This window comes from Marinobacter sp. LV10MA510-1 (assembly GCF_002563885.1).
Taxonomy (GTDB): Bacteria; Pseudomonadota; Gammaproteobacteria; order Pseudomonadales; family Oleiphilaceae; genus Marinobacter.
In genome coordinates, this window is record NZ_PDJA01000001.1 from 3,601,212 (window position 1) to 3,619,091 (window position 17,880).

General features: G+C 56.6%; 14 protein-coding genes. 5 read left to right on the forward strand and 9 right to left on the reverse strand.

All coding sequences use genetic code 11. From position 1 onward, the window contains the following. Positions 1–72: 72 nt before the first annotated feature. Positions 73–1,161, reverse strand: coding sequence for an acyltransferase family protein (locus ATI45_RS17395; protein ID WP_098420887.1), 1,089 nt, complete (start codon positions 1,159–1,161; stop codon positions 73–75). A gap of 154 nt (positions 1,162–1,315) precedes the next feature. Between ATI45_RS17395 and ATI45_RS17400 the strand changes: the two genes are divergently transcribed. Beyond that, positions 1,316–2,383: a beta-N-acetylglucosaminidase domain-containing protein gene (locus ATI45_RS17400; protein ID WP_098420888.1), complete on the forward strand. Its 1,068-nt coding sequence runs from the start codon at positions 1,316–1,318 to the stop codon at positions 2,381–2,383. Positions 2,384–2,392: 9 nt separating this feature from the next. Here the strand turns inward: ATI45_RS17400 and ATI45_RS17405 are convergent, their stop codons facing one another. Continuing rightward, entirely contained in the window at positions 2,393–3,424 is a 1,032-nt protein-coding gene (locus tag ATI45_RS17405; protein ID WP_098420889.1) for a ChaN family lipoprotein, read from the reverse strand. Between the two features lie 111 nt (positions 3,425–3,535). Between ATI45_RS17405 and dauA the strand changes: the two genes are divergently transcribed. The 4 genes from dauA to ATI45_RS17420 all read left to right on the forward strand — a co-directional run bounded on the left by dauA (position 3,536) and on the right by ATI45_RS17420 (position 9,339). Then, positions 3,536–5,257 (forward strand): C4-dicarboxylic acid transporter DauA, encoded by a 1,722-nt coding sequence (gene dauA / locus ATI45_RS17410; protein WP_098420890.1) that lies wholly within the window; start codon positions 3,536–3,538, stop codon positions 5,255–5,257. A 75-nt stretch (positions 5,258–5,332) separates the two neighbouring features. Next, the gene (locus tag ATI45_RS22325; protein ID WP_179887986.1) at positions 5,333–5,506 is read left to right on the forward strand and encodes a hypothetical protein; all 174 of its coding nucleotides are present in this window, start codon (positions 5,333–5,335) and stop codon (positions 5,504–5,506) included. A gap of 213 nt (positions 5,507–5,719) precedes the next feature. Then, positions 5,720–7,312, forward strand: a complete 1,593-nt coding sequence (locus ATI45_RS17415; RefSeq protein ID WP_098420891.1) for an isocitrate lyase — start codon at positions 5,720–5,722, stop codon at positions 7,310–7,312. 161 nt (positions 7,313–7,473) lie between these two features. Next, a complete protein-coding gene (locus ATI45_RS17420; protein ID WP_098420892.1) occupies positions 7,474–9,339 on the forward strand; it encodes an SLC13 family permease in 1,866 nt (621 codons plus the stop codon). A 67-nt stretch (positions 9,340–9,406) separates the two neighbouring features. Here ATI45_RS17420 and ATI45_RS17425 read toward each other — a convergent pair whose 3' ends face one another. From ATI45_RS17425 to ATI45_RS17455, 7 genes are all read right to left on the reverse strand, one after another. Further along, positions 9,407–10,993: a cation:proton antiporter gene (locus ATI45_RS17425; RefSeq protein WP_098420893.1), complete on the reverse strand. Its 1,587-nt coding sequence runs from the start codon at positions 10,991–10,993 to the stop codon at positions 9,407–9,409. A gap of 149 nt (positions 10,994–11,142) precedes the next feature. Further along, positions 11,143–12,090, reverse strand: a complete 948-nt coding sequence (locus ATI45_RS17430) for an alpha/beta fold hydrolase (protein ID WP_098420894.1) — start codon at positions 12,088–12,090, stop codon at positions 11,143–11,145. A gap of 103 nt (positions 12,091–12,193) precedes the next feature. Then, complete coding sequence (gene purD, locus ATI45_RS17435) at positions 12,194–13,480, reverse strand: phosphoribosylamine--glycine ligase (RefSeq protein WP_098420895.1); 1,287 nt, start codon at positions 13,478–13,480, stop codon at positions 12,194–12,196. A gap of 17 nt (positions 13,481–13,497) precedes the next feature. Then, positions 13,498–15,078, reverse strand: a complete 1,581-nt coding sequence (gene purH, locus ATI45_RS17440; RefSeq protein ID WP_098420896.1) for a bifunctional phosphoribosylaminoimidazolecarboxamide formyltransferase/IMP cyclohydrolase — start codon at positions 15,076–15,078, stop codon at positions 13,498–13,500. A gap of 31 nt (positions 15,079–15,109) precedes the next feature. After that, positions 15,110–15,427 carry a DNA-binding transcriptional regulator Fis gene (fis, locus tag ATI45_RS17445; RefSeq protein ID WP_098420897.1) on the reverse strand — a complete coding sequence of 106 codons (318 nt, stop codon included), beginning with the start codon at positions 15,425–15,427 and terminating at the stop codon, positions 15,110–15,112. Beyond that, positions 15,424–16,422: a tRNA dihydrouridine synthase DusB gene (dusB, locus tag ATI45_RS17450; RefSeq protein ID WP_098420898.1), complete on the reverse strand. Its 999-nt coding sequence runs from the start codon at positions 16,420–16,422 to the stop codon at positions 15,424–15,426. The genes fis and dusB overlap by 4 nt, the downstream gene beginning before the upstream one ends. Positions 16,423–16,645: 223 nt before the next feature. Further along, a complete protein-coding gene (locus tag ATI45_RS17455; RefSeq protein ID WP_098420899.1) occupies positions 16,646–17,803 on the reverse strand; it encodes a DUF3426 domain-containing protein in 1,158 nt (385 codons plus the stop codon). Positions 17,804–17,880: the final 77 nt, after the last annotated feature.

The window sequence follows — 17,880 nt, forward strand, 5'->3', positions numbered from 1 at the left end:
TCGACAGAAACGCGATACATCTAATTCACATTATCAGTTATTTTTAATCGGTGGAACGAAAAACATAAGGCATTAGGTATAGGTCGTAGGTGCTGTAACGGCCCGGGCAGTATTCGCGCGGGTGCGCCAAGCCCTAAACTGCCGTAAAGCGGGTTTTTCAACGCTGTAGTGGATCAGGCAGGCAAAAAGCAGAACGATGCCAAGAGCAAGGCAGACACCGAACCAGCCGGGCAGGCCTGCGTCGTAGCTCCAGCTAATGACCCCGTAGCCAATATTTTGATGAACTAAATAGAGGCTGTAGGAAAGCCCGCCCAGCCAGAGCAGGGGCCCATTCGCCAGCCAGTTCAGGCGCCCTGCCACGGCCAGAGAAAATATTGAGAAGCAGCCCAGCACGAACAGGCTGTACGGAAAATTGTAAGCTAAAAGGCCGTGACAAACAGCCAGTGCGAGCAGCACGGCATCTGCGGCTGGGGGGCGGCCGTAGCGATAAAGACGGTAGATCAGCATGCCGGCAATGAACAGGGGGGCGTATTTTACAAACAATAATTCTTTGACCAGAAAATCCAAACCGTCGGGAATCTGTTTCCACCAGATCACGCCCGCATAGCTCACCAGCACCCACAGCCAAAGCGCCGCGCGCAGCTTGTACCAGTCTTTCAGGGTAAAATACAGCAAAGCCATCCAGCCGTAGAAGGTGACTTCAATCACCAGGCTCCAGTAAGCGCCATCGACGTGCTCCAGCCCCAGATATTCGTGCATCAGGGTGGCGTTGGCGAGCGCCGTGCTCAGGCTAACCGCGCGATCCTGCGGCCCAAGAAAGTGCACGCTGATAACGGTGAGCAGAATGCCGGCCCACAAAGCCGGCAATAGCCTCAAAGCGCGGGCTGCACCAAACCAGCCAGCATGGGAAGTGCGCTCCAGAGTCATGAAAATCACAAATCCGCTGAGTATAAAGAACAGGTGCACACCGTAGCGGCCAAATGACAATCCGTAATCAAGCCAGGGCCAGAGTGCAAAGCCGTGGCCATACATTTCGTGGTAGTAAGGCAGGTAATGAAACAGCACCACACCAAAGGCCGCAAGTCCACGCAGCGCATCCAGGCTGCCTAATCTGGAATTGGAAGAGGAGCTTGAAGACGAACTGGAAGAAGAGCTGGACATGGGCGGCCTCGTCACGGATTTGGCTCATAAGTAGCCTGCTTTGCTTTGCGGCAATACGGCTCAGCTATACGGTTACCTTGTTCGCGCTATACGATGTGTTCATCATTCAGAACAACCGTCGGGTTCAACGCAGGCAGCCGCAGGGAGATTGGTCATGGCAGCAGAGCTGGGGATTATTGAGGGCTTTTATGGTCCACTGTGGAGTTGGGAACAGCGCCGGCAACTGGTGCAGAGGCTGGCGCCTCACGGTTACGGTTTTTATCTTTATGCGCCCAAGGCCGATGCGTTTTTAAGACGGCGCTGGCAGGAACCGCACCCGCCGCAGTTTGCCGCAGAGATGGCCGCGTTCGCCCACTTCTGTAAAACCGCCGGGGTGCGTTTTGGTGTGGGCCTGAGCCCGTTTGAACTGTTTCACAACTTTGACGAAGCCGGCCGGCAGGCACTGGCGCGCAAGCTGGCGTTTTTTGATCAGCTGGGGCTGGATGAACTGGCGATCCTGTTTGACGACATGCACGGCAGCGGGCCGCACACGGCGCAGGCACAGGCAGATATTGTGCACTGGGTTGCCGAACACTCCGCGGTTCGGCGTATCAGTGTGTGCCCGACCTACTACTCGGATGACCCGGTGTTGGATCGGGTGTTTGGCCCGCGCCCTGCGAATTATCTGCAGGCGCTGGGGCAGGCGCTGGATCCTGCTATACAGATATTCTGGACCGGCGAGGAAGTATGTTCGCGGGAGATTTCGCCCGGCCATTTAAAACGGGTTGGTCAGTTACTGGGTCGCAAACCTTTGCTGTGGGATAACTACCCGGTTAATGATGGCGACCGTATGTCTCGCCACTTGCACCTGCGCGGATTTACTGGCCGCCCAGCGGCGAACGCGGCCTACATCGCCGGCCACGCCATTAACCCGGCGCTACAGCCAACGTTGACCTGCATTCCAGCCATCACCTTGGCGCAGAGTTATCAGTTGGGGCCGGATTACGAATACGGTAAGGCGTTTTATCGCGCCGCGCAGGAAGTTCTTGGGGTCGAGTTAGCACAGTGTTTGCAAGCAGATTTATTGGTGTTGCAAGACGCCGGTCTGGAACGCCTGTCTGCCGAACGCAAGCAGGCTTTGGTGCATACCTACGATAGCTTTGACCACCCGGCGGCCGACGAAATACTGCGCTGGCTGGCCGGTGATTACGCCGTTACCAACGAAGTTGTAGCCACCCAATAACCTATTCAGTTAGTTGCAGGATTGCTGTTCGGCCTGGCTGAACCGCTCGCGCATGGCGCGGTTGCGGCGGTCGTCGTTTTTGTAAGCGTCTGGCAGTGGCTGCAGAAAATACAGAAAGTCGCCTTTATTGCGGTGTTCAGGCAGCTCCGGCATGGCTTCGTCTTCGGGCCAGAAAACAGGGCTTATGACTGCGATATCCAGTTCCGGCGCACGCTTGTGCAGCAGCGCAACCGTGCCCTGGTGCTGTTCGCTGTGGAAATTACCGTTTACGTGCACTATCTGGTGGCCCGGGTAATTCCGGCGGGCCTGCAAAATGCGTTCGGCCATGGTGTTGTCGCGCAATAATTGTGCCTTGTAGCTGTTGTCCAGGCGCTGCTTCATAGCGTCGTCGTCGTTGTCGCCGTCGCCGCCATGACTTGCGCCAATGGCATCATCAAAGCGTTGGCGGTAGGCCGGGGTGTCCATAAACGGTTGTTGGGCAATGGTTTGGCGCTGCGCTTGAGTTAAATCGTCAACAATGTGCGGCCCTTCGCGGCCCACACAACGCACGATATCGCCCGGCGCATTGGCAGCAATCACGGGTAATTGATGGCTAAGGGCGAACTCGACCAACGGCCGGTAAGACGCGCGGTAATTGTCCCAGGCGCCGGTATCTTCAATCATTTCATTTTCGCCGCTGCTGCCCGCCAGATACTGGTTCAGCGCATCCTGCTGATTGGTTTCAAATTGCTCCATGCTCAGTATCTGTTGGGGCTGCTGCTGAAACAGCGCCAGCTGAAGTTGAGCTTGAAGCAGATGGCTGGCGTGATGACCGTGATATTCGCCAACCACCACCACATCGGCGTTGGCTAAACGCATTGCCAGCTGCTCTGCGGTTAAGGTGTTCAGGGTGTCAGACTGCGGATCGACTATGTGCGCCTGGTACTGATTTTGCAGTGCTTTCAAGGTATTGTGCGAGGCTGGGGAGGTCGCGCAGCCGGCTGTTATTGCCAACATTAAAGCGCCAATCAGGTAACGAATGTTGTAGAGGCTTGTGGACATAAGCGCGAAGTTCCGTTGCGGTAAGCACACTATTAATAAATTTTCCGAATACGATCCGGCTGTATAGCGAGTATAATGCCCTGCGAAGTCCTTCGTACAGGCAAGTTGTTTATGTCCCGCAGCCATTTGTTTTCCCTGCGCCCCGGCCACGCGATCCGCGAAGCCTGCGTGCAGGAGCCTTACAGTTCCCGGCGTTTCGCAAAAGATGTGATGGCCGGTATTACCGTGGGAATTATTGCGATTCCGCTAGCCATGGCACTGGCTATTGCCAGCGGTGTGGCTCCCCAATACGGTTTGTACACGGCCATTATTGCCGGTGTGGTGGTTGCCCTCACGGGCGGCAGCCGTTACAGCATTTCCGGCCCGACCGCCGCTTTTGTGGTGATTCTATACCCTATTGCCCAAGAATACGGGTTGGGCGGTTTGCTGCTGGCCACGATGATGTCCGGGATGTTGCTGCTGGTTATGGCAGTCATGCGTCTGGGGCGCTTTATTGAGTACATACCGGAGCCGGTGACCCTGGGATTTACCGGAGGCATTGCGGTGGTTATCGCCACTTTGCAGGTGAAAGACCTGTTCGGTTTGCCGATTGCGGCTATGCCCGAGCATTACTGGGGAAAGCTGGCTGCGCTGGTTCAAGCTGCGCCCTCGCTGGATGCCATGAGTACTCTGGTGGCCGGGGTCACATTGGCGATCATGCTGCTGTGGCCGCGGCTGAAAACACCGGTACCGCCGCACTTACCTGCCGTAATTGTGGGTAGTGTGTTAGCGCTGTGGCTGAACAGCCAGGGGGCCTCCATCGATACCATCGGCTCGCGTTTCAGTTATTTACTACCCGATGGCACCAGTGGCAGCGGCATTCCTCCGTTCTTGCCCGAGTTTATTTTTCCCTGGCAGCAGGCCGGTGTCGATGGCAGCCCCTTGGTAGTGTCCTGGAACCTGATTCAGGCTCTGATTCCGGCAGCGTTCGCCATTGCCATGCTGGGCGCGATTGAATCCTTACTGTGTGCGGTGGTGCTGGATGGCATGACCGGTAAGCGCCACAGCGCCAACAGTGAATTGCTGGGGCAGGGTCTGGCCAACATAATCGCACCCTTCTTCGGTGGTATTACAGCCACCGCGGCGCTTGCCCGCTCGGCCGCCAACTATCGCGCTGGCGCCGAATCGCCGGTGTCTGCGATTGTGCACTCGCTGGTGGTGGTTCTGGCGCTGGTAGCGCTGGCCGGGGTGCTGTCTTACTTGCCAATGCCGGCGATGGCGGCGTTGCTACTGATAGTGGCGTGGAATATGAGCGAAGCGCCAAAAGCCGTGCACTTGCTTAAAACAGCGCCCCGCGGTGACCTTGTGGTGTTCCTGACTTGCTTCAGCCTGACGGTTGCGCTGGATATGGTGATTGCCATTACCACTGGCGTACTGCTGGCAGCGGTGCTGTTCATGCGCGAAATGGCGCAGATGACACGGGTGACCGACATATCCAGCAATCAGCGGGTGACGCAGGCTAACTTGCCCGCCGGCTGGCAAGTGTTCAAGATCAACGGGCCGCTGTTCTTCGCCGCTGCCGAGCGTATTTTTGGCGAGCTGGCGGAACTGTCCAAAAACACCCGTGGTTTTATTCTGTATATGGACGGCGTGACCTTGCTGGACGCGGGTGGGCTGTCTGCCTTGAATAAACTCCTGGCCGCGTGCGAGCGCGATGGCACCCGTATTATTATTGCTGACTTGCAGTACCAGCCGCTGCGAACTCTGGCTCGTGCAGGGGTTTCGCCTGTAAACGGTGTTAGCCGCTTTACACCTACGCTGGCTGATGCTCTGGTACAAGCCGGCAAGCGTTGATCACTGTTAACATCACCTGCTACAAAATCGAGCTCTAATAAACAGTGTCCCAGCTAACAGCAAAAAGAGTTTTGCATGCTGCCATTTCGAATTATGGATCGCGTTAAGTTCGTTGTTGAGCGTCAGTTGGTAAAAGGCGCGGGTTTCCAGCTATTGGTGGTCGGGCAAAAATTTGCCAGTGTGGGCGCGGCCGTTTGGTGGGCGTTTATTACGCCAATGCCGACAGTCAGGGCCGCCATCTGTTGTTGAATCCGTCGCGGCGGCAGGCAGTGGAACTGGCGCCGGGAGACCGTTTAGTGGTGCTTTGTCTGAATTGAAGCATATTCATAAAAAAAATGCTGAATATAGATTATATAAATTTCAGTTATGCGCTGAGAGGCATTAAAGTAGTCGCCAATGTCCAGGGAGAATTGGATTTAAATTCGACGCCCTTGAAAAAACTGACGTACAAAGGAATGAACCATGCCCTACTCAAAAGACGTTGACGCCCTAACCACCCTGTTGAAACAGAATCCTACCTGGAACGCCATCAAGCCTGAACACGCGGCCCGCATGCGCGCCCAGAACAAATTTCAGACCGGTCTGGATATCGCCAAGTACACCGCCAAGATTATGCGCGCAGACATGGCGAACTACGATAACGACACCTCTCAGTACACCCAGTCTCTGGGTTGCTGGCACGGTTTTATCGGCCAGCAGAAGATGATTTCCATCAAGAAACACTTCGGCGACACCTCGCGCCGCTACCTGTACCTGTCCGGTTGGATGGTTGCCGCCCTGCGTTCAGAGTTCGGCCCGCTGCCAGACCAGTCCATGCACGAGAAAACCGCCGTATCCGGTCTGATTGGCGAGTTGTACACGTTTCTGCGTCAAGCCGATTCCTGGGAACTGAACCACCTGTTCCGTGATCTGGAAGAAGCTCAGAACGCCGGCGACAACGCCAAGGCCGAGCAGCTGATAAGCCAGATTGATAACCACCAGACCCACATTGTGCCGATCATTGCCGACATCGACGCCGGTTTTGGTAACGCAGAAGCCACTTACCTGCTGGCCAAGCAGATGATTGAAGCCGGTGCCTGCTGTATCCAGATCGAAAACCAGGTATCTGACGAGAAGCAGTGCGGCCACCAAGACGGCAAAGTAACCGTTCCCCACGCCGACTTCCTGGCCAAGATAAACGCTGTGCGTTTGGCCTTCCTGGAACTGGGTGTGGATGACGGCGTGATTGTTGCGCGTACTGACTCTTTGGGTGCTGGCCTGACTCAGAAAATTGCTGTAACCGAAGAGCCGGGTGATCTGGGCGACCAGTACAACAGCTTCATCGACGGTGACGTGATTGCCAAAGCCGAAGACATCAACAACGGCGACGTGGTGATCAAGCAGAACGGTCAGCTAGTCAAGCCCAAGCGTCTGGCGTCTGGTTTGTTCCAGTTCAAGGCTGGTAGCGGTGAAGACCGGGTTATTCTGGATTGCATCACCAGCCTGCAGAACGGCGCTGACATGTTGTGGATCGAAACCGAGAAGCCCCACGTTGGCCAGATCGCAGCCATGGTTAACCGCATCAAGGAAGCGGTTCCTAACGCCAAGCTGGTTTACAACAACAGCCCGTCGTTCAACTGGACCCTGAGCTTCCGCCAGCAGGTGTTCGATTCCTGGAAAGAAGAAGGCAAAGACGTATCGGCCTACGAGCGAGCTGCGCTGATGAGCGAAGAATACGACAGCACCGACCTGGGCAAGCTGGCCGATCAGTGGACGGCGGACTTCCAGCGCGATGCCGCCCGCGAAGCCGGTGTGTTCCACCACCTGATCACGCTGCCGACTTATCACACGGCGGCCTTGTCTACCGACAACCTGGCCAAAGGCTACTTCGGTGCCGAAGGCATGTTGGCCTACGTCAAAGGTGTCCAGCGCAAGGAAATTCGCCAGGGTATCGCCACTGTTAAGCACCAGGACATGGCCGGTTCCAACATTGGTGACGACCACAAGGAATTCTTCGCCGGCGACGCCGCGCTGAAAGCCGGTGGTAAAGACAACACCATGAACCAGTTTGGCTAACAGGCTAATCTGACGCGGCACGGATTCCGCAACTCCCTCTTCTGGGATTTAAAAGCCCGCACGCTGGTTCGCCATGTGCGGGTTTTTTTGTGGCGCCGGCTCAAGGTTGAGGCCTTGGTCTATGCTAATAGAAACAGCGTGTTCAGGCAGGAGCAGGGCGATTGAATCTGGATCAAGGCATTGTGTTTGCGGTATTGGGCATTACGCTGGCGCTGTTTGTCTGGAATCGACTGCGGTTTGATGTGGTGTCGATGCTGGCGTTGCTGGCGATGGCGTTCACCGGGCTGGTGCCCGCTGATGAACTGTTCAGTGGTTTCGGGCACCCGGCGGTAATTACTGTGGCGGCCGTATTGGTGATCAGCCAGGGGCTGGTAAACGGCGGTGTGGTGGATGCGATCGCCCGCCTGCTGGGGCGTATCGGCCATCGGCCCACCCTACAGGTGCTTACGCTCACCTCGGTGGTGGCGCTTTGCTCCGGTTTTATCAACAACGTTGGCGCCTTGGCGCTATTGATGCCGGTCGCTATCTGGATGTCCCGTGACGCCGGACGCTCGCCCTCCATGCTGCTGATGCCGCTGGCGTTTGGCTCCTTGTTGGGGGGTACCGTCACCCTGATTGGCACGCCGCCGAATATTATTATTTCTTCCTATCGTCCCGAAGGCGCCTTTGGCCTGTTTGATTTTGCCCCGGTGGGTCTGGCGGTCACGGTGGCCGGTATTGCGTTTATCACTCTGGTGGGCTGGCGTCTGACGCCGCGGCGCGATGACGGCGACGCCGGTAAAAAGCTGTTCAGCGTGGGCGATTACGTTACCGAACTGCGAGTGCCGGAAGGTTCTGCCAGCGCTGGCGCCACCTTGCACTCACTGTTGACCGAATCCGGTGAGAGCGATGATCTTGCGGTGTTGGCCTTGATCCGTGAAGGCGCACGCAAGATCACTCCCTCGACCTTTACCGTAATGCGCGAAGGCGATTTGTTGTTAATTGAGGCCAATACCGAAAGTTTGCAGGCTTTTCTGGACAATACCGATCTTGAGTTAGCCACCGGTGCGCTTTTGGCGCCGCAGCGCGAGCTAGACAACGAGAGAACGAACGCGGACGGGCTACCTAAAGATTCCAGCGATGAGCCCAGCGCCGACGAAGAGGATTCCAAGGCGCCGACTAGCCTGGATGAAAGCGACTTGCAGTTGATGGAAGTGGTGGTTTCGCCAGGTTCAACCTTACTGGGACTGTCTGCTAACCGTTTGGGTCTGCGCGAACGCTACTCTCTGAATGTGGTGGCGGTGGCTCGCCGTGGCCAGCGTATTCAGAGCCGGTTAGGGGATGTTCGCTTCCAGGCCGGTGACATTCTGCTGGTGCAGGGTACCCAGGATGGCCTCACAGAAACTCTGATTACTCTGGGTTGCCTGCCGTTGGCAGAGCGCGGACTGCGGCTTGGGTCGTCACGTAAAGTAGCGCTGGCGGCCGCCGTATTTGGCGCCAGTATTGCGGCGGTGGTCAGCGGGCTGCTGAGCGCGCCGGTAGCGCTGGTGGGCGGTGCGGTGGCGATGGTCTTGGTGGGACTGTTGTCCGCGGAGGAGGCCTACAAGTCTATCGACTGGTCGATCATTGTCTTGCTGGCGGCGATGATTCCGGTCGGCCAGGCGCTAGAAACCAGCGGTGGTGCCCAGTTACTGGCAAGCCAGATGCTGGCACTGGGCGGAGACTTTTCGCTGGCTGCGGTGCTGGCCATGTTGCTGGTAGTCACTCTGTTGCTGTCGAATGTGATCAATAATGCCGCGGCCGCTATTGTGGTGGCGCCGGTCGCATTGAGCCTGGCAACATCGCTAAATGTGCCTACCGACGCGGTGTTGATGGCGGTAGCCATGGGGGCCTCATCCGCCTTCATGACACCCATTGGCCACCAGTCTAACGCACTGGTGATGGAGCCCGGCGGCTATCAGTTTGGTGACTACTGGCGCCTGGGTTTGCCGTTATCGATCATAGTGACGGTGGTAGCGGTGCCGATGATCATATGGGTGTGGGCGTGATTGCGTTTATCAGGCTACAGTAGAGCTTCGATGGGCAGCCAGGGTCAGCTCCGCACTCGTCGCTGGCTTATCCGCGGCCTGACGGTTTCAGAGCAACATCTGGCTCCGAGGCTTCCCGCTCCATGATGTGGCTTGCCAGGGCTACGCCGGTTTCGCTCATGGTCAGGTAAGCTTCATTGGCGCCGGCTTCACGTATTTGGTGAGCTTCGTCCTGGAACATGGTGTGGGCCACAATGTAGCCGGTGAAACCCATGCGCCGCAGCATGCGGGCGGCAATCAGTTTGCCTTCAATGTCGGCCATTGCGAGGATGACTGAATGCACCAGTGGCATATGCAGATTGGTCCAGAAGGTGGTGTCTTCGGCATCGGCAAACACCACATTGCGCCCCGCCACGCCGTGCTGGGTAATTTTGTTGGGGTCGGAATCCAGCCCGACCAGGGTCGGTTCGGTTTCGATCAGCCAGTCGTAAGCGGCGGTTCCGGTGCGCCCCATACCCATGATGAGAACCTTGGCGTCAGACAGCGCCAAGGGCTGTTCGTCGGGGTGATGGTTATTGGTTTCGTAGCGTTCCAAACGGCTGGCAAAGCGCTCGTAAAGGCTGTGAGCGATGCGATTCAGGGGCGCTGAAATGACGAACGAAAAAGCCACCGTAATGGCCAGCGGCACCATCCACTGGGGCAGGGCAATGCTGGCCACAATCAAGCCGAATTCACTGTAGTTGGTCAGAGCCAGCGACGTCAGAAAACTACTGCGCGCGCGCAGGCGGAACAGAATCATCAGGAAGAAAAACAGAATGCCTTTCAACGGCAGAATCAGGCTGGCAGCCAGGGCAAACATCAGTGAATGGGTGTCTGGCAGCCCGCCAATGCCGATCTGCAGGAAAAACCCCACCAGGAATATTTCTTTCACACTCCACAGCGACTTGGCTAATTCCTGACTGCGTGGGTGATTGGCCAGTACCGCACCAAACAGCAAAGCACCAAGCTCGGAACTCAGCCCCACGGCTTCAAAACCCAAACCGCCCAACACTAGCGCCAAAAGCATGCCTAACAGCACCAGCAGTTCATCATGGCCGCTGGCATCCAGCAAGCGGAACAACAATGGCCGCAGCAGCGGCAGGCCGAACACAATCAAGGCCCATTCCGACGGCGTTTTACCCGCAGCCAGGCTCATCACAACCAGTGCGATCAGGTCTTGCATCACCAGAATACCGATGGCTACGCGGCCATGGAATGCGCGCAACTCGCGCTTACTTTCCAGCACTTTAGCGGCAAGAATGGTGGATGAAAACGACAGCGCCACCGCCAGCATGAAGGCAATGTACCAGGTAATATCCAGAAACAGATACAGCCCGGGGGTGAACACAAAGCAGGTTATGCCAAAGTGCAGCAGGCTACCGCCAATAACCTCAGGGCTGATGATGGTCTTGAACTTTAGTTTCAAGCCCACTGTAAACAGCATTAGCAGCACGCCCAGGTGGGCAATGTGGCCCAGCACTTCGGTGGGCTCGGCAGAGATGTTGGAACCCGGAAACGCCGTGAGCGCGCTGAGTATGAAACCGGCCGCCAGGTAACCCACCAGGGGTGGTAAGTGAACCACCTTGACCAGCAGGCCAAGACCAAACGCAAAGGATATCCAGATAGCTTCAGGCATGAGAGATTCTTTCAGGGAAAACGGATTATATTCGGTGCTATTTCTGGCACTGTTACCGGCACTTTTTCCATCAATACGTTGTATACAAGGCTACTCTGTTTTCCCCGGTCGTTGAAGCCGACAACAACAGAGCCTTGTGCAGGTTTTCCTTACTCGGCTTTTAAAGCATGGGATTTGGCAAACTCAAGGAACAGGCGGGCGGATTCTTCCGGCGCTTCAATCATGGGCACGTGACCCACTCCGTCGAGTATCTTTAGTTGTGCGTCGGGAATGATGCTCACAAAAACGTCGCCATTACGGTAGTTAATTACTCGGTCTTCCTTGCCCCAGACGATCAGTACCGGGTCTTCGATGCGGGCAATGATCGTGCGAAAATCTGACTCGACGTTAGCGTCCCGAATGGCGGCAAAGATCACTTTATTGATGGTCTCATTGGCAAGAGCTTTCTCTTCCAGAACCCCCGGAATGGGCCAGGGAATAAACGGCTTTTTCTCGAGAGCAAAATCCATCAGACGCTCGAAGTCGCCGGGTTTTGAGGGGATAAGCGGATTGTCATCCGCGACCACACGACCAAACAGTTCGCTCTCGTACTTAAGAATGCCAGCCGGGTCAAACAGTACTGCGGTTTTGATCTGTTCCGGGTAAGTGGCGGCATACAGAGCCGTAATGGCGCCGCCCATGGAGTTGCCCATCATATGCATTTCGGTAATATCCAGAGCCTGAAGAATACGGGCGAGGTGAACCACTTGCTGGTCTAGCCGATAACCCAGGTCCAGCGGTTTGCTGCTTTCGCCGTGGCCCGGAAGGTCTATGGCGTAAACGTTGAATTTATCTGTGAGTTCCCGGGCCATGCGGGTCCAGTTGTCTTTGTTGGCACCAAAACCATGAACCATCACGATGGTATCGCCGTTGTTCAATTCTGCGTTTCGCAGGTACGCAATGTCCAGTTCGCCCAGGGTAATGCTGGCAGCCTCAAGTCCGGCGGTGGAACGCTCAAAGTCGATAGCCTTCTGGTATATGTCATGGCGGGAGCATGCGCTTAAAAGCACAATGGATAAGAACAGGAGGAAGGCAGTATAGGGTGACCTTTGCAGCATTTGAGCAGTTCCCGACTGTTTGTGTGATGGGGCAGGCACGTGAGTTTACATTACCTCATAAAAAAGCCCGGTCAACGACCGGGCTTTCGCTCAAGATGTCGTATTACGCCTGCTCGCGGGCTATGGCTCGATACGCGATGTCTTTGCGATAAAACGCACCATTCCAGCTTATCTTTCCGGCAAGTCTATAGGCCCGTTGTTGGGCTTCGGTCACGGTATTGCCCAGTGCGGTTGCGCAGAGCACGCGGCCACCGCTGGTGACCACTTGGTTGCCATACAGCTTTGTGCCGGCGTGGAAAGCTTTTTCGCCCTCGGTTTCGGTTTCCGACAGGCCAGAGATGGCATCGCCTTTGCTGTAGCTGCCGGGATAACCACCTGCCGCCAGAACAATACCCACGGCGGCCCGGGGGTCCCAATCGGAGCTGCACTGGTCCAGTTTGCCGTCAATCGCGGCCTGACACAGAGCCACCAGATCAGACTGCATGCGCAGCATGATGGGCTGGGTTTCCGGATCGCCAAAGCGGCAGTTGAATTCGATCACCCTGGGAGCACCCGTAGAATCGATCATCAGGCCGGCGTAAAGGAAACCTTTGTAGGGGTGGCCTTCGGCTTTCATGCCGCGCACGGTTGGGTAAATCACCTCATCCATAATGCGCTGATGCACGTTGGGGGTCACCACCGGAGCCGGAGAATAAGCGCCCATGCCACCGGTGTTGGGACCGGTGTCGCCATCGCCCACGCGCTTATGGTCTTGCGAGGTCGCCATGGCCAGCACGTTGTCGCCGTCGACCATGACGATGAAGCTGGCTTCTTCGCCGTCCAGAAACTCTTCAACAACCACGCGGCTGCCGGCGTCGCCAAAAGCGTTGTCCGCCAGCATATCGCGGATGGCGCCTTCCGCTTCGGCCAGGGTCATGGCTACAATTACGCCTTTACCGGCGGCCAGGCCATCCGCTTTGACCACAATAGGCGCGCCTTGCGCACGCACGTAGGCCAAAGCTTCATCTACGTCGGTAAAGTTGCCGTAAGAGCCCGTGGGAATATTCTGGCGCGCCAGAAAGTCTTTGGTAAAGGCTTTGGAGCCTTCCAGCTGAGCGGCGCCGGCGCTGGGGCCAAACACCCGCAAGCCGCGCTCTTCAAACAGGTCCACAACACCGGCAACTAGCGGTGCCTCGGGCCCAACAATGGTCAGGCCAACGTTGTTGCTGGCGGCGAAATCGGCCAAGCCGTTCAAGTCCATTACATCAATGGCAACGTTTTCGACACCAGACTCGGTGGCGGTGCCGGCGTTGCCGGGAGCTACGAAAACGGTGCCAGCCAGTTCTGACTGCGCGGCTTTCCACGCCAGGGCGTGTTCACGCCCGCCATTACCAATAATCAGAATATTCATGATGCTGTTCCTATGGATTAATGGCGGAAGTGGCGCATGCCGGTGAACACCATGGCAATGCCGTGCTCGTTGGCGGCATCGATCACTTCCTGATCGCGCATGGAACCGCCAGGCTGGATTACTGCGGTAATGCCGGCGGCAGCTGCGGCGTCAATACCGTCGCGAAACGGGAAGAAGGCGTCAGACGACATCACCGAGCCTTTCACTTCCAGGCCTTCGTCGGCGGCTTTGATGCCAGCAATTTTAGCGCTGTACACGCGGCTCATCTGGCCGGCACCCACGCCGATGGTACGGCCGGCTTTGGCGTACACAATGGCGTTGGATTTAACGTACTTGGCCACTTCCCAGGCGAACAGTAAATCGTTCAGTTCTTCGTTGCTGGGCTGGCGCTGGGTGACCACTTTCACATCGGCCATAGCCACCATGCCCAGGTCACGTTCTTGCACCAGCAGGCCACCGGTCACGCGTTTGTAGTCCAGCGCGGGGGCGCGCTCACCGTCAAATTCACCGCAGGCCAGCAGACGCACGTTTTTCTTGGCGGCTACTAGCTCCACCGCCTCGGCGCTGATGCTGGGAGCGATGATCACTTCTACAAACTGACGCTCAATAATGGCTTTGGCGGTAGCGGCGTCCAGCTCGCGGTTGAAGGCAATGATGCCGCCAAACGCCGAGGTGGGGTCGGTTGCATAGGCCAAGTCGTAAGCTTGCAGAATGTCGGCGCCAATGGCGACACCACAGGGATTGGCGTGCTTGACGATCACGCAAGCCGGGTCGGCGAAGGGTTTTACACACTCAAGCGCGGCGTCGGTGTCGGCCACGTTGTTGTACGACAGCGCTTTACCCTGGAGTTGGGTAGCGGTTGCCACGCAGGCTTCTTTCGGGTTGCGCTCGGCGTAGAACGCGGCGCGCTGGTGCGGGTTTTCGCCGTAGCGCATGTCCTGCACTTTCACAAACTGGGCGTTGAATGTGCGCGGGAAATCCGGGTTTTCGTTATCGGCGGTGCGTCCACCCAGGTAGTTAGCAATAGCGCCGTCATAGCCGGCGGTGTGTTCAAACGCTTTTACCGCCAGGTCAAAACGGGTAGCAAAGGTCAGTTCGCCATCGTTACTTTCCAGTTCTTTCAATACCCGGCTGTAATCGCGGGTATTCACTACTACGGCCACATCGTTGTGGTTTTTGGCTGCCGCGCGAACCATGGTAGGGCCGCCAATGTCGATGTTTTCAATGGCGGTCGCCAAGTCGCAATCCGGATTGGCGACGGTGTCTTCAAACGGATACAGATTCACTACCACCATGTCGATGGGGTCTATGCCGTGTTCGGCCATGACGGCGTCGTCGATGCCGCGGCGGCCCAAAACGCCACCGTGAATTTTCGGGTGCAGGGTTTTTACCCGGCCATCCATCATCTCCGGAAAACCGGTGTAGTCAGACACTTCGGTGACCGCGACGTTGTTTTCGTTAAGCAGACGAAAGGTGCCGCCGGTGGACAGCAACTCTATGCCGCGCTCGCTGAGCGCGCGACCAAATTCAACAATGCCGGTTTTGTCACTGACACTGATCAGCGCGCGGCGAACGGGAGTATTTGCCTGATTTGTCATGGGTCAGTTTCTTCCGGATCGGATGTCGGGTTTAAAGCAGGTCGTATTGCTTGAGCTTCTTGCGCAGGGTGCCGCGGTTCAGACCCAGCATGGTGGACGCTTTGGTCTGGTTGTTGCGGGTGTACTTCATCACCTGCTCCAGCAACGGAGCCTCTACTTCTGACAGCACCAGTTGATAAACCTCGGTTACCGGAGCGCCATCAAGCTGGGTGAAGTAGTTGGTCAGTGCAATTTCTACGCTGTCACGCAGGGTGACTGAGTTACCGCTGGTGCCAACCGTTTGCAGTTGGTGAATGTCATCATTGGCGGATGCGTTCAGGGTGTCGTTTGCCAAAGTTTCAGCTTTCATGCTGCGAATACCTCTTCATTTCGTAAGCTTGCGAAATACTGTTGAATGCTATCGTGCTGCTCCAACGCGTTGTCTATGGCGTTAAAGCTTTGCCGGAAGCGTTTGTCTTGGTCGTGGCCTTGCAAATACCAGCCCACATGTTTGCGGGCAATGCGCACACCCATGGTTTCTCCATAAAAATCGTGCAGTGCCAGCAGGTGCTCGCTCAGTATCGTTTCCACTTCATCCAGTGGCGGCGGCTTCATGTGTTCGCCTGTTTCCAGAAAGTGCAGGATTTCCCGAAAAATCCAAGGCTGGCCCTGAGCCGCACGGCCAATCAGCAGGCCATCGGCCCCAGTGTATTGAAGCACGTCGCGCGCTTTTTCCGGGCTGGTGATGTCGCCGTTGGCGAATACCGGAATGCTAACGTCGGACTTCACTCGGGCAATGGTATCGTACTCGGCATTGCCCGTGTATTTGTCGGTGCGGGTGCGGCCATGTATGGCCAGCGCCTGAATACCGGCTTCTTCTGCCATGCGCGCAATAATCGGCGCGTTGCGGTGATCCTCATCCCAACCAGTTCGCATTTTCAGGGTCACCGGTATGTCTACGGCGGCGACCACCGCCTTCAGAATCTGCAGCACCAGAGCTTCGTCTTTCATCAGTGCAGAGCCGGCCGCTTTGTTACAGACTTTCTTGGCCGGGCAACCCATATTGATGTCAATGATCTGGGCGCCAGACGCCGCGTTCATACGAGCCGCCTGCGCCAGCATCTCGGGATCGCCACCGGCAATCTGCACCGATCTAGGCTCAGGCTCACCTTGGTGGTTCAGGCGGCTGCGAGATTTTCGGGTGTGCCACATTTTGCTGTCAGCAATCACCATTTCCGAAACGGCCAGCCCTGCGCCCATGCGCCGACACAGAAGCCTAAATGGCCGGTCTGTCACACCGGCCATGGGCGCAACAATCAGCGGATTGGGCAAGGTATACGGCCCGATTTTTGCCGTTGGCAGCATGATCTGAGTCCGTGTTACGGAAGTGACAGCAAGGCCTGAATAGCGGCAGGTTGTTCAATAATTGAACGGCCGAATTCCGGAGGGCGCTAATGATACCGCTGGTGCGGCCGCGTTTGAAGAGGCAAAGCCGTGAAAAAACTGATTATTTTTCGTGCTTTCTGGTTGACTTTCGTGCTCTTGGCGAGGGCTTTTAAGCCGAGTAAGCCAGCTGGCTCGCGCTGACTTACTCGGCTTGTGAACGGAAGTCGATGTTGTAGCTGACCGCTGTTTGTCCCGGGTCCTGGATGGCAATGGCAATGCGTATGGGGGTCTGCGGCGGCATTTCCCGCAGCTGTGCGCCCTGGTCTGCCAGGTAATCTGCCGGGCTGAATACTCGCTGTGTTACCTCTTGCCCATTCAGATCGGCGAAGGTCAGAATAATGGCAGGGAACGGCTGCGCGAAGGCGGCACGATTGATAATCACTGCGTCTACCACCAATTCGCTGCGATTGGCCGGGTTGGTTTTTACCACCAGTTTGCGGCTGTCTATAGCGCTCATGTCTATCAATGGTGGCAGCGTGCAGCCGGCGAGTTCGCAGCCTTTCTCGTAAAACGGTCGCAGCTGGGGGATTTTGGAAAATTTGTCAAACTGAACCCAGGCCAGTTGCGAGACGATCACCCCCAGAATGGCCAGAACAATCAGTAACCAGGCCAGCGCGCGGATTTTTCCGCTGTGATTGCCCTGAACCGGAATGGGTTCCTGGCGAAGATTACTGTAGGGCGTGTGCTGCGATCGGGCGCCGCTCTCGGCGTAAATCTGATGCTCGGACGGTAAGGACCAGCTGTCACTGGATTGCGTCAGGCTTTGCGTCCCCGGATTTGGCGCGTCAGCGGGCGGTTCATTTTTTGAGGGTGTTGCTTTAACGGATGGCGCGGCTTTAATGGGTGGTGCTGCCTTACCGGGTGGGGCTGGGCGTCTTGGGCTTTCGTGACGGCTGGCTTCATCCAGAATGGCGTGGGCCCAGCTTTCGTCGGAATCCGGGTTTATATCGCTGCTGTTGTCGCGGTCATCGCTGTAAACACTGTGGTCCATGGAGCGAAAACTGTCGCTGAGCTCGTCTTCGGCAAACGTCATGTCGGCTTTAATGTAGGCGCCGTGGGCAGCATCTTCTTCCGGGTTGTCTGCAAACACCAAGCCGTCGTCCGGATCCGGGTTGATCACCGGCTCCGGGGGCGTTGTAACGACCGGTTTTTGCTCTTTCATGCGATTTTCAAAAGCATTAAAAATCTGCCTGCAGCTGCCGCAGCGCACTCGCCCCTTGGCAACCTTCAGTTGTTCCTCGGTTACCCGGAAACGCGTCTGGCAGTGGGGGCACTGAGTTTGAAGGTTGCTGAAAGCCATTCTAAATCCCGGAATACAAAGAAACTGAATGCACGGTCGTCTGGATCTTTGGTCTTACTGCCTCATCAATCGTGGCG